Annotated in this window: 16 protein-coding genes; 14 read left to right on the forward strand and 2 right to left on the reverse strand. The window is 49.0% G+C overall.

Features of this window, described 5'->3' with window-relative positions; translation table 11 throughout:
* Nucleotides 1-27 precede the first annotated feature (27 nt).
* From O9X78_RS11220 to O9X78_RS11230, 3 genes are read left to right on the forward strand one after another with little or no spacing between them, the layout of a single operon-like run.
* A complete protein-coding gene (locus O9X78_RS11220; RefSeq protein ID WP_269619775.1) occupies nucleotides 28-564 on the forward strand; it encodes an RNA polymerase sigma factor in 537 nt (178 codons plus the stop codon).
* A complete protein-coding gene (locus tag O9X78_RS11225; RefSeq protein ID WP_269619776.1) occupies nucleotides 561-995 on the forward strand; it encodes a hypothetical protein in 435 nt (144 codons plus the stop codon). The genes O9X78_RS11220 and O9X78_RS11225 overlap by 4 nt, the downstream gene beginning before the upstream one ends.
* A complete protein-coding gene (locus O9X78_RS11230; protein WP_269619777.1) occupies nucleotides 992-1,477 on the forward strand; it encodes a periplasmic heavy metal sensor in 486 nt (161 codons plus the stop codon). Before O9X78_RS11225 ends, O9X78_RS11230 begins: the two co-directional genes overlap by 4 nt.
* 1 nt (nucleotide 1,478) lies before the next feature.
* Here O9X78_RS11230 and O9X78_RS11235 read toward each other — a convergent pair whose 3' ends face one another.
* Both O9X78_RS11235 and O9X78_RS11240 read right to left on the reverse strand, forming a co-directional pair.
* A complete protein-coding gene (locus O9X78_RS11235; RefSeq protein ID WP_269619808.1) occupies nucleotides 1,479-2,006 on the reverse strand; it encodes a lytic transglycosylase domain-containing protein in 528 nt (175 codons plus the stop codon).
* A 132-nt stretch (nucleotides 2,007-2,138) separates the two neighbouring features.
* Nucleotides 2,139-3,863, reverse strand: a complete 1,725-nt coding sequence (locus tag O9X78_RS11240) for a proline--tRNA ligase (RefSeq protein ID WP_269619778.1) — start codon at nucleotides 3,861-3,863, stop codon at nucleotides 2,139-2,141.
* 79 nt (nucleotides 3,864-3,942) lie between these two features.
* Here O9X78_RS11240 and O9X78_RS11245 point away from each other — a divergent pair, with 79 nt between their 5' ends.
* The 11 genes from O9X78_RS11245 to tolR all read left to right on the forward strand — a co-directional run bounded on the left by O9X78_RS11245 (nucleotide 3,943) and on the right by tolR (nucleotide 12,275).
* On the forward strand, nucleotides 3,943-4,371 hold the full coding sequence (locus tag O9X78_RS11245; RefSeq protein WP_269619779.1) for an HIT domain-containing protein: 429 nt from the start codon (nucleotides 3,943-3,945) through the stop codon (nucleotides 4,369-4,371).
* A 293-nt stretch (nucleotides 4,372-4,664) separates the two neighbouring features.
* Nucleotides 4,665-5,096, forward strand: coding sequence for an HU family DNA-binding protein (locus O9X78_RS11250; protein WP_269619780.1), 432 nt, complete (start codon nucleotides 4,665-4,667; stop codon nucleotides 5,094-5,096).
* Between the two features lie 193 nt (nucleotides 5,097-5,289).
* A complete protein-coding gene (locus O9X78_RS11255) occupies nucleotides 5,290-5,541 on the forward strand; it encodes an FmdB family zinc ribbon protein (protein ID WP_269619781.1) in 252 nt (83 codons plus the stop codon).
* 90 nt (nucleotides 5,542-5,631) lie between these two features.
* Entirely contained in the window at nucleotides 5,632-7,407 is a 1,776-nt protein-coding gene (aspS, locus tag O9X78_RS11260) for an aspartate--tRNA ligase (RefSeq protein WP_269619782.1), read from the forward strand.
* A 115-nt stretch (nucleotides 7,408-7,522) separates the two neighbouring features.
* Nucleotides 7,523-8,287 (forward strand): YebC/PmpR family DNA-binding transcriptional regulator, encoded by a 765-nt coding sequence (locus O9X78_RS11265; RefSeq protein ID WP_269619783.1) that lies wholly within the window; start codon nucleotides 7,523-7,525, stop codon nucleotides 8,285-8,287.
* A 234-nt stretch (nucleotides 8,288-8,521) separates the two neighbouring features.
* Entirely contained in the window at nucleotides 8,522-9,046 is a 525-nt protein-coding gene (gene ruvC / locus O9X78_RS11270; protein WP_269619784.1) for a crossover junction endodeoxyribonuclease RuvC, read from the forward strand.
* Nucleotides 9,047-9,058: 12 nt separating this feature from the next.
* On the forward strand, nucleotides 9,059-9,658 hold the full coding sequence (ruvA, locus tag O9X78_RS11275; protein ID WP_269619785.1) for a Holliday junction branch migration protein RuvA: 600 nt from the start codon (nucleotides 9,059-9,061) through the stop codon (nucleotides 9,656-9,658).
* Nucleotides 9,659-9,673: 15 nt separating this feature from the next.
* Nucleotides 9,674-10,714 carry a Holliday junction branch migration DNA helicase RuvB gene (ruvB, locus tag O9X78_RS11280; protein ID WP_269619786.1) on the forward strand — a complete coding sequence of 347 codons (1,041 nt, stop codon included), beginning with the start codon at nucleotides 9,674-9,676 and terminating at the stop codon, nucleotides 10,712-10,714.
* Nucleotides 10,714-11,106: a tol-pal system-associated acyl-CoA thioesterase gene (gene ybgC / locus O9X78_RS11285; protein WP_269619787.1), complete on the forward strand. Its 393-nt coding sequence runs from the start codon at nucleotides 10,714-10,716 to the stop codon at nucleotides 11,104-11,106. Before ruvB ends, ybgC begins: the two co-directional genes overlap by 1 nt.
* 39 nt (nucleotides 11,107-11,145) lie before the next feature.
* Nucleotides 11,146-11,820: a protein TolQ gene (tolQ, locus tag O9X78_RS11290; protein ID WP_269619788.1), complete on the forward strand. Its 675-nt coding sequence runs from the start codon at nucleotides 11,146-11,148 to the stop codon at nucleotides 11,818-11,820.
* An 11-nt stretch (nucleotides 11,821-11,831) separates the two neighbouring features.
* Nucleotides 11,832-12,275 (forward strand): protein TolR, encoded by a 444-nt coding sequence (gene tolR, locus O9X78_RS11295; protein WP_269619789.1) that lies wholly within the window; start codon nucleotides 11,832-11,834, stop codon nucleotides 12,273-12,275.
* Nucleotides 12,276-12,280: the final 5 nt, after the last annotated feature.

Raw genomic sequence — 12,280 nt, forward strand, 5'->3', positions numbered from 1 at the left:
GTCCTCGCTAATTCAATAGGATGTTCTGTGCAGTTATCTGACCTTGAACTGATGCGGCGAGTGGCGGATGGCGATCAATTGGCATTTTCGACGCTATTGGATCGTCATAGCAAAATGGTATTGAACCTCGTTTATCGCATCGTCTTGTCGCGGGATGATGCGGAAGATTTATGCCAAGAAGTGTTTGAGCGACTGTGGAAGCAGGCGCCTGAGTGGCGGGATGAGGCAAAGCTAACAACATGGTTATATCGGGTCGCAAATAATTCGGCGTTAAATTTTCGGCAGCGAGTTCAGCGGCGTCATGTGTTGGATGAAGATTTAGTGGAGTTTATTGTTGATAGCGATGCGCAAGAATTCTCCACAAATCAGGATGACGACTCAGTTGTTTTAGACGCATTGGCGTCATTGCCTGATAATCAGCGCGCGGCAATGGCATTTCGTTTTTATCAGGAAATTCCAGTGAAAGAAATTGCTGCCATTATGGGCTTGTCAGCTAAGGCGGTGGAATCATTACTTAGCCGAGCTAAAAATCAGCTTCGCCTAAGTATAGGAGGGCGGAAATGACACTGGTTGAAAGGCTATTTTCCGGGCTAATAGCTCGTCATGGAACGCGATCTGTGCAGTGGCCCTATCTGCTTAGAATATTGCTTCCAGTGTTTCTGAGTATTGAGTCTTGTTCTCGGTGTTGGCGAGCGGCGCAAGTTGAAGAAGAAGGCTTGAGGAATGTATACGCCAACACTTTGCCCGAGCTGGAGCCAAGCGCTGGTTTGCAAGCGCGTTTAGCGTCTATTGCTCAGCCTCGCAAGCAATTAGTACGTGAGCCATTCATTCCCGTTTGGCGATGGAGTTTTGCAACGGCTATGGCGTCGGCCCTATTGGGCGTTGTGCTTGGCGCGGGTGGTTATTTTGCAGATTACACCGACCCAGATACTTATACCTTTGATGCAACCGCCAGTTATGAAGTTAGTAATTGGATTGCAGGTGCGGATTTATGAATTCACGCAAAGCCATTGTTATCGCTTTATTTATTTCATTGGTGCTTAACGGTGTTTTAGTTGGCTTGTTTGTTGGTCACCGGTTAATGGGAGAGGAGCGCCACGCTATGCATGGTATGGCGAAGCAGCTTCTTCGAGATGAACCAAAGGAACTCGCTGAACCGATGCGTCATGTATTGGAATTGCATCGCAAGGATATGGTCAAGGCCTATCGAAGCCTTCGTTCGGCGCGTCGTGAGATGGTGAGTATTTTAAAACAGCCAGTCGCAACGGAAGAGGAAATTAATAGCGGGTTTGCGGCTATACGTGTGGCAGACAATAACTTAAAGCAGGTAAGTCATGAGGTGTTATCGGTCATATTGGCAACGCTGCCGCCAGAGCAGCGATTAGATTTTGCGATGCGAGAATTGGGGCGGATGCAAAAGAGACCACCACCAAGACAAGATGGTACGCAGCGCTTTGGTGAAGGGCCGCCGCGCTAATTTAGTAAATTTTAAGTTCGCCGTTATACCAATGTCGGCGCCATCTATCAAACACCCGTTCAGGGTACCAGTTTTTACCGAGGCTGCCGTTGTATCGAGCCAGTGCGCGGTGAAGATTGCCTTTTTCTTTTTGTAAGTAAAACTGCAGAATATGGCAACCATAGCGTAAATTGGTGTCGGCGTTGGTTAGGTTGTCGTCGGGACGACCGATTTCTTTTTTCCAAAAGGGCATTACCTGCATCAGTCCCTGTGCGCCGACGCGTGATACAGCAAATCTGTCGAAATAGCTTTCGACTTCGATAAGCGCCAATACTAATTCTGGGCTTAAGCCAGCTGCACTAGCTTCACGATGCACGCTGCGCAGGAAGTTTAATCGCTCCTGCGGATCTTCCATATAGCGTGTCATGCGTCCAGACATATCGAATAACCAAACTTCTGCGTCGAAACGATCTTTAAAGCTGCTGGCGTTAGCGATGGCCTGTTTTAGAAAGTCTCGTAATTCTTTGTGCTCTTCCTCTTCCGATGTGATCGATGCTGGCGTTCGGTTTACACTGAGTTCAGCGTTCCCATAACTAAATGAAGAGTTGAGTACAACAAGGGCCAAAACGACGCCCGAAATAAAGACTCCGAGCGCTGTGGATTTGGCCTTTACATCAACCATTTAACGTGGCAGTTGCTGCTGAATGAAGTCGACAATATCGTCGAGTGCGACATCTTCGTTGTCGATCGCGCTGCGATTTTTATATTCCAGCATGCCGTTATCCAATCCCCGGTCACCGATGACGATGCGATGGGGAATACCGATAAGCTCCATGTCGGCAAATTTTACGCCTGGGCGCTCATTGCGATCATCCAGCAATACGTCATAGCCGAGGCCGCGCAGTGTTGCATAGAGCAGTTCGGCCTGCTCGCGGACGCGCTCAGATTTTTGAATATTCAAGGGCACAATGGCAATTTCAAAGGGCGCAATACTGGCTGGCCAGATGATGCCTTTGTCGTCGTTATTTTGTTCAATGGCTGAAGCGACAACGCGGGTAACACCAATACCATAACAGCCCATGATCATGGTTTGTTCTTTACCATTTTCGTTCAGCACCGTGGCCTTCATTGCTTCCGAGTACTTTGTGCCAAGCTGGAATATATGACCAACCTCAATACCGCGTTTAATCAGCAAGCTTCCTTGTCCGTCTGGACTTGGGTCGCCTTCAACAACGTCGCGAAGGTCTGCTGTTTCGGCAAAGCTCGCGTCTCTATCCCAGTTCACGCCACTCAGATGGAAGCCATCTTCGTTTGCTCCGCAGATAAAATCAGCACTATGTGCAGCGCTGCGATCTGCAATCACACGAATAGTTAAACCTACTGGGCCAATTGAGCCGGGCTTACATTTCAGTTGCGATTGAATGTCTTCTTCGCTGGCGAAGGTTAGTGGCGAAGCGACACCAGCTATTTTTTCAGCTTTGATCTCATTTAAGTTGTGATCTCCCCGCACGATAAGTGCGATGAGATCTCGTTTGCCATTGTCGTCAGTGTCGCTGTAGACAATTAGGGTCTTCAGTATGTGATTGGCCGGAGCCTTTAAAAAGGCGCTAACCTCGTCAATGCTATGTGCGCCAGGTGTGGCTATTTTTTCTACTTCCATGCTCGGTGCTGGACGTTCACCTGCGGGGGCAAGTGCCTCCGCCATTTCTACGTTGGCGGCATAATCTGAGGTATCAGAAAACGCGATGTCGTCTTCGCCAGAAGAGGCAAGAACATGAAATTCGTGTGAGCCGCTGCCACCGATCGAGCCGGTGTCGGCAATAACGGGACGGAAGTCCAAGCCCAGACGGGTAAAAATGCGTGTGTAGGTCGCATGCATCACGTCATAGGTTTCTTGCAGCGACTCTTGGTCATTATGGAAGGAGTAGGCGTCCTTCATAATAAATTCACGTGAACGCATTACGCCAAACCGGGGGCGAATTTCGTCGCGGAATTTTGTTTGAATCTGGTAGAAATTCGCTGGCAGTTGCTTGTAGCTTTTAATTTCATTGCGAATCAGGTCGGTAATGACTTCTTCGTGGGTCGGACCAAGGCAAAAATCACGACCATGTCGATCACCGATACGCAGAAGCTCTGGGCCGTATTGCTGCCAGCGACCAGATTCTTGCCAAAGCTCGGCGGGCTGAACAACTGGCATCATAACTTCCATGGCACCGCCGCGATTCATTTCTTCGCGAACAATCGTTTCAACTTTACGCAACACACGCAGGCCCATCGGCAGCCATGTGTAGAGACCTGTGGCGAGCTTGCGTATCATGCCTGCTCGCAGCATGAGCTGATGACTGATAACTTCTGCATCAGCTGGAGTTTCTTTTTGTGTGGCAATAAGGAATTGGCTCGCGCGCATGGTAAATGTTGGCCTTGTTTATCAGAGTTTGCGCATTTTACGATTGATCGCCAGCGCGGTACAGGCCGCAGGAGGAGTGATGTTCAAATTACATGAAGCTTTAACGCGAGATTGCGTGTTAATAGGTGATTTACCGCTGTGTCGAGTGTTGTTGATGAATGACAGTCAGTATCCGTGGTTGATATTGGTGCCGCGGCGAGATGAGCTGCGTGAAGTCTGCGATTTGAGCGACGCTGATCAACTAGTGTATTTGCAGGAATCAAATATCAGTTGTTCAGTTTTACGCAGCGAATTTAAGGCAGAGAAACTCAATGTTGCCGCCCTCGGAAATATGGTGCCGCAGCTGCATATACACCACATTGCAAGATTTGCGGCCGACAGTTCTTGGCCAAAGCCAGTGTGGGGGCAGCTCCCCGCCATACCTTATGACAGCATCGCGCTGGCAAATCGGGTTAGTCAGCTACGTGCGGCCTACGCTAATAGCGATGTTGATTTCTTGGCTGGGTGATTAAGTTGGCAGGCTCTTCTTGCGATTAGCTGACCGATTGGCGGTTAACCTTACGATAGCTGTCAGTCTGGGTATTGTTAGTCGAGCTTGCGGAAATTAGGTGCTTGGCATACAAAAAATGCCTTTTTTACAGTGTTTTGAGCGAAAAAAACGCTTAATTCTTGTATTGATTCGCACAATCTACTATAGATAGGCGCAGGCACAGATTCTGATTAGCATGCCGTACTTGCTGGTTAGTGCTTAGAACCGTATTTAGGCCAATAAAACTTAACGTGTGAAACAGGAATATTCTAATGGCGATAAAAAAAGCTGCTCCCAAAAAAGCTGCCCCAAAAAAGGCTCCAGCTAAAGCAAAGGCTCCTGCGAAAGCCAAAGTTGCTGCTGCTCCCGCTGCACCTAAGCGCAAAACTACCGCTATCTCAGAGAAAATGACCAAAACTCAAATTCTTACCGAGATTGCTGAGAATACCAATCTGACTCGTAAGCAAGTTGGCGAGGTTCTTGACGAATTGGAAGTGCTAATCGAGCGCAGTGTGAAAAAACGCGCGCTAGGAGAGTTTACAATTCCCGGCTTGATGAAAATCACCACTGTTAAAAAGCCCGCAACTAAGGCACGTAAAGGGATTAACCCATTTACCGGTGAAGAAACAACCTTTAAAGCCAAACCAGCGAGCGTTGCCGTTAAGGTTCGCCCACTGAAAAAGCTAAAAGACTTCGCTATTTAAGTCTGATTTTCTCCAGCCCCGGCATTTTTAATGTGTTCGGGGCTGATTTATCCCTCGTAAGCCATTTATTTCCCTTTCAAATTCGTTGTTGCGTTTATTGCCAGCCCCGCTTTGCGTTATAATCCCGCTCCTTTTGCGCCACTTGGCTCTATATGACTTCTTTACGTGTGCTTTGAGTTCTGGGAGTTTTCCAATGCCTATTTATGAATATCAGTGTCAATCGTGTCACCATGAGCATGAAGCGCTTCAGAAAATGAGTGATCCTGTGCTTGTAGATTGCCCCGAGTGCGGTGCTGCGGCCTTGGTTAAAAAGATTTCGGCGGCGGGTTTTCGTCTAAAAGGCGGAGGCTGGTACGAAACTGATTTTAAGAGCGGCAGTAAAAAGAAGAATTTGGCAGGCGAGAGCGCTAGCCCGGCTGGCGGGTCGTCAGACGCAAAGAGCTAAGAATACATAATTTGCAAACCCTGTGGGCTGATGAGAACCAGCGCGCTCGGATAACATCGATACACATTTGATATAGAGAGACGTGAACACATGCGCAGTCATTATTGCGGCAGCTTGGGTAGTGAGCATATAGATCAGGAAATCACATTGTGTGGTTGGGTTGACCGTCGTCGCGATCACGGTGGCGTTATCTTCCTAGATATGCGAGACCGAGAAGGCATAGTGCAGGTTGTGTTCGATCCCGATACCGAAGAACACTTCCGCACCGCTGACCGTGTGCGCGGTGAGTATGTTTTGCGTATTCGCGGCCGCGTTCGTGCTCGCGCCGGTGCGACTGTTAACGCCAATATGAAAACCGGCCAGATTGAAGTGTTGGGTAAAGAGCTAGAGATTCTTAATGAGTCGGAAACTCCGCCGTTCCAGCTTGACGACCACACCAATGTGGGCGAAGACGTCCGTTTGCGCTATCGCTATTTAGATTTGCGCCGCCCGCAGATTTCAGACAAATTGCGTTTGCGCGCCAAGATAACCTCGGTATTGCGTCGTTATTTGGACGGACAGAACTTCCTCGATATTGAAACTCCCATACTGACCCGTGCTACCCCAGAGGGCGCGCGTGACTATTTGGTGCCAAGTCGTACCCACGCAGGTAAGTTCTTTGCTTTGCCGCAGTCACCCCAGCTATTTAAACAGCTATTAATGGTGTCTGGCTTTGACCGTTACTACCAAATTGCGAAGTGCTTTCGTGATGAAGATCTGCGTGCAGACCGTCAGCCAGAATTTACCCAGATCGATATCGAAACGTCGTTCATGGATGACAAGCAAATCATGGCTGTCACAGAAGGCATGATCCGCGATCTGTTTAAAGAAGTGATGGATATTGATCTCGGCACGTTCCCAACCATGAAGTACGCAGACGCCATGTCTCGCTTTGGTAGCGATAAGCCAGATATGCGTATTCCGCTGGAAATGGTGGATGTTGGCGACTTAATGCAGAGCGTTGAATTTAAAGTATTCTCCGGCCCGGCTAACAGCGCCGATGGTCGCGTTGCAGCATTAAAAGTACCCGGTGGCAACGAAGCGTTGACCCGTAAGCAAATAGACGAATACACCAAGTTCGTGGGCATTTACGGTGCCAAGGGCTTGGCTTATATCAAAGTTAACGACAAGTCTGATTTAGAAAATGGCTTACAGTCGCCGATTGTGAAGTTTTTGCCAGAGCCAGTGCGCGAAGCGATTTTAGCTCGCCTGGAAGCGGAAAACGGCGACCTTATCTTCTTTGGCGCCGACACCACAAAAGTTGTTAACGAGGCGCTGGGCGCATTGCGTTGCAAATTGGGTGAAGACCTTAAGCTTTACACTTGCACATGGGCACCTTTGTGGGTGGTTGATTTCCCCATGTTTGAACAGGACGGCAGCGGTAACTGGACGTCTTTGCATCATCCGTTTACAGCGCCTTCGTGCACGCCTGAAGAACTTGAAAAAGCGCCGGGTGAGGCATTGTCTATCGCCTACGATATGGTGCTCAACGGCACTGAGTTAGGTGGTGGTTCGGTACGTATTCATCGCAGTGATATGCAGCAAGCGGTATTCCGCGTGTTGGGTATTAGCGAGGCGGAATCTGAAGAGAAGTTTGGCTTCCTGTTAGACGCGTTGAAATACGGCGCTCCACCACACGGCGGTTTGGCTTTTGGATTGGATCGTTTGGTAATGTTGATGACCGGCGCCAAGTCAATTCGCGACGTAATCGCCTTCCCGAAAACCCAGAGCGCGGCTTGTGTAATGACCGATGCGCCAGGTGTAGTCGAGAGCAAGCAGCTGACCGAGCTGAATATCCGTTTGCGTAAATTAGAAGAAGAAAAATAGTCGCGTTGACCGCAGTACCGACACCCACTTCCCCAAGGTAGTGGGTGTTATCACGTAACTTCAACTGCGTCGTCGGCTTAAGTAATAGCATAATGTTACTTATAGAGAGGCTGATATGGCAGGTCACAGTAAGTGGGCCAATATAAAACACCGCAAAGCGGGGCAAGATGCCAAGCGCGGCAAGGTGTTCACTAAATTCATTAGAGAAATAGTCGTCGCTGCTCGGGCGGGTGGCCCTGCGCCTGAAGATAATCCGCGCTTACGTGCGGTTGTTGATAAGGCGCTAACCGCCAATATGAAGCGCGATACTATCGACAAAGCCATTGCTCGTGGTGCAGGTAATACGGATACCGATAATTATGATGAAGTGACCTACGAAGGATATGGCAGCGGTGGTGTGGCGGTATTGGTTGAATGTATGACTGATAATCGTAACCGAACAGTTGCGGATGTTCGTCATGCCTTTAATAAGCGCGGGGGCAATCTCGGTACCGATGGCTCGGTGGCCTATCTTTTTACCCGTATAGGTCAGCTTCAATACCCGCCTGGTCTCGATGAAGATGATTTGATGCAAGCAGCACTTGATGCTGGTGCTATCGATGTTGTGGTTTATGAGGATGGGGCCGCGGAGGTGCAGACCGAATTCGCAGATTTTATGGCGGTAAAAGACGCCATGATGAGCGCGGGTTTTGAGCACGAACATGCCGATATTCACATGTTGCCCGCAACCTCTATTGAGCTAGATATGGTCGGTGCGGAATCTATTCTTGGCTTGGTGGATGCATTGGAAGATCTTGATGACGTTCAAAATGTCTACACCAATGCTGATATTCCCGACGTGATCCTTGCCGAAATGGCAGGTGAGGGCCAATCACGCTAATTTACGCTACTTGCTGCTCGACTGAACATGTCATTATTCATTCAAATCTGTGCATAATAGTCGCCGGGTGGCCTGCGTTATAAGCGCGTATTTGTCGTCCCGATTTTCACGCAGTTATATGTTTGGCAGATTTCTTCATATTGCGTTGTTTCAGACATCGCGATGGACTATTCGGCCGGGCGTATTTACGCAACTTGCTCGTGAATAGAGTAAAAAGGCGCATTTGTAGGGGCTATGACAATTATTTTGGGGGTCGACCCCGGGTCACAAAAAACCGGCTTTGGTGTGATAGAGGTGACGGGAAATCATCACCGCTACATTACCAGCGGTGTCATTCGTTTACCTCAGGGCGCATTGCCTGTGCGTCTCGACATTATTTTTAGAAGCTTAAGCAGTATTATTGCCGAGTACTCTCCCGCTGAAGCGGCGGTAGAGGAAGTGTTTATGGCAAAGAGTGCGGGCTCTGCACTCAAGTTGGGCCAGGCGCGGGGCGCGGCGGTGGTGGCCTGTGTCAGTCATAATGTCTTGGTTGCCGAATACACCGCGCGACAAATTAAAAAGGCCGTTGTCGGTACCGGTGCTGCGGACAAAGCACAAATTCAACATATGGTTAAAATACTACTCAATCTGCCTGCTGCGCCGCAAGAAGACGCTGCAGATGCATTGGCGGCCGCAATTTGCCATGCGAATGCGCGGCAGGGCTTGCAAAGTATGTCCGCCGAGCCGGCCTTACGCCTGCGTCGTGGGCGCCTTAAATAACAGGAAATAGAGATGATTGGCCGATTGCGCGGTGTGCTGATAGAAAAACAGGCGCCAGAAATAGTGATAGACGTAAATGGCGTGGGTTATGAAGTTCTTGTGCCCATGACCACATTTTATGGTTTGCCCGCCATGGGCCAAGTTGTGTCGCTTTACACGCAGTTTATAGTTCGCGAAGATGCACAGCAGTTGTTCGGTTTTAGTGACGTAACCTCACGGCGCTTGTTTCGTGACTTGATCAAGGTTAATGGTGTTGGTCCTAAATTGGCGCTGACAATCATGTCGGGTATCGATAGCGATGACTTCGTAAAATGTGTGCAAGAAGGCAATACCGCAGCCTTGGTGAGATTGCCTGGGGTAGGTAAGAAAACGGCAGAGCGTTTAGTTATTGAAATGCGCGATAGGTTGAAAGACTGGGAATTGCCTGCATCGGGTATCAAGTTAGCAACGACCGTCACCGCGGCGAAGATAAATATTGCAGAAGCAGAGGCGGCCTTAGTGGCCTTGGGCTATAAGCCCCAAGAGGCGAGTAAGGCTATTAGTTCTTTAAATACCGATGACGCAAGCAGCGAGGAATTGATTCGCGCTGCCCTTAAAAATATGATCAAGTGAAGATGCTAATCTGACATGATAGAAATAGACCGCCTAGTGGCACCCGATGCCGGCGAGCCGTTAGAGGAGCGCTTTGATCGCGCAATAAGGCCCAAGACCCTAGCTGATTATATTGGTCAGCCGGTGGTGTGTGAACAAATGAATATATTTGTGCGCGCGGCGCGTATGCGCAATGAACCCCTTGATCACACCTTAATATTCGGGCCGCCAGGCTTGGGGAAAACCACGCTGGCTAATATTTTAGCTAATGAAATGGGCGTATCGCTTAAAACAACGTCAGGGCCAGTACTTGAAAAAGCCGGTGATCTTGCCGCGCTAATGACCAATCTCGATGAGGGTGATGTGCTGTTCATCGATGAGATTCATCGACTCAGTCCTAATATAGAAGAAATACTGTATCCGGCGATGGAAGACTATCAGCTGGATATCATGATTGGCGAAGGGCCGGCAGCTCGGTCGATTAAACTGGATTTACCGCCCTTTACTTTGGTGGGGGCAACAACGCGTGCAGGCTTGTTAACCTCGCCATTGCGCGACCGGTTCGGCATAGTGCAGCGTTTGGAATTTTATGGCGTAAATGATCTCGCGACGATTGTCGCGCGCTCTGCCAATATTCTAGGTATGCAATTAGATGTAGCGGGGGCGCATGAAATCGCGCTGCGCTCGCGGGGAACACCGCGTATTGCTAACCGCCTATTACGTCGTGTTCGTGATTATGCCGAAGTGAAGTCTGATGGCGTGGTGAGTAAAGACATCGCTGATCAGGCCTTGAATATGCTTAATGTAGATAGTAGTGGTTTCGATCATTTAGATCGTCGCTTATTACTCGCGATGATCGAACGCTTCGATGGCGGGCCGGTGGGTATAGATAGTCTGGCGGCAGCGATCAGTGAAGAGCGCGGCACCATTGAAGATGTTTTAGAGCCCTACCTGATTCAGCAAGGCTTTATTATGCGTACACCGCGCGGCAGAGTTGTCACCAATCACGCATATCGACATTTTGGCTTGGACCTGCCTAAAAATGGCGATATTACCGAAAAGGGTGGTGCGGACTAATGGAATTCAAGTTGCCATTGCGGGTCTACATGGAAGACACGGACGCAGGCGGTATTGTTTTTTATGTTAATTATTTGAAATTTTTTGAGCGAGCACGTACTGAATATATGCGTGCCCTTGGCTTTCATAAAGCGGCGTTTATCGATGACTCGCTGATGTTTGTTGTTACGAATCTAACTACAAAATATTTGCGACCAGCTAAGCTGGACGAGCAACTTATTGTGACCGCTAGAGTCATAGCGGCGGCAAAAGCGTCACTTATCTTTGATCAACAAGTCATTCGCGGTGATGAGGTGCTCTGTGAAGCGGAGGTCAAATTGGCGTGCGTGGAGAGGGATACTTTAAAGCCAAAACGTTTACCGGAAGCATTGCTATCAGTGCTTACTCTTTAAATACAACAATGTGAAAACAAGAAACGACGGGAGTTAACTGTGGGACAAGAGCTTTCCATTTGGCAATTAGTTAGCCAAGCCAGTTTGTTTGTGCAGCTTATCATGCTGATACTAGTGCTAGCTTCGGTGGTGTCTTGGTATCGAATTGCTCAGCGCGTGATGTATTTTAATCAGGCACAGGCTGAGATGGTTCGTTTCGAATCTCGGTTTTGGTCCGGTACGGATTTGAATACTTTATATACTGAAGGTGCTGATAAACGCGGCGTGATCGGTATGGAAAGCGTGTTCAGAGCTGGCTTTAAAGAGTTTACTCGCTTGTCCAAAAAGAAATTGGATTCGGATGCCATGATGGAGGCGTGCCAACGCTCAATGCGCGTTGCGCTATCTCGTGAAGAAGAAGCCATGGAAAACGGCTTACCGTTTTTGGCGACCGTGGGTTCAACCAGCCCCTATGTTGGTTTGCTCGGCACCGTTTGGGGAATCATGGGTTCCTTCCATGGCCTTGGTCAGGTTCAACAGGCAACATTGGCGACAGTAGCGCCAGGAATATCGGAAGCGTTGGTGGCAACAGCAATGGGTTTGATTGCGGCAATTCCTGCGGTTGTTTCGTATAACCGATTCTCGTCGCGAGTAGATTCCTTCGCGGGCAAGTACGATACCTTCTCTGAAGAGTTCTCCAGTATTCTTCATCGCCAAATTCATTCGCGAGATTAGGAGCACTGGCTATGTCTCGGCGAAATAAACGCAAACCGATGTCTGACATCAACGTTGTTCCGTATATAGATGTCATGTTGGTACTACTAATTGTCTTTATGGTGACGGCGCCATTGCTGGTGCAGGGTGTGCAGGTTGATTTGCCACAAGCGTCTACAGAGCCAGTTCCGCAAACCGATGACGATCCTATTGTTGTTTCGGTAGATAAGGCGGGTAAATATTATGTGACGCTGGGCGATCCTGATAAACAGGGTGAGCCGGTGGAGCTTGCTGACATTAGTGATAAATTGGGCAAAATTTTGCGCAATAAACCAAAGACACCCGTCATGGTGAAGGGGGATGGCGCGGTTGACTATGCAAGTGTTGTCGCTGCGATGGCTGCCCTGCAGGGTGCCGGTGCAACGTCGATCGGTTTGATTACCGAGGAACCACAGTCGCGCAGTGGAGCGAAATAAGCGCG

It is taken from the genome of Zhongshania aquatica, assembly GCF_027257955.1.
Taxonomy (GTDB): Bacteria; Pseudomonadota; Gammaproteobacteria; order Pseudomonadales; family Spongiibacteraceae; genus Spongiibacter; species Spongiibacter aquatica.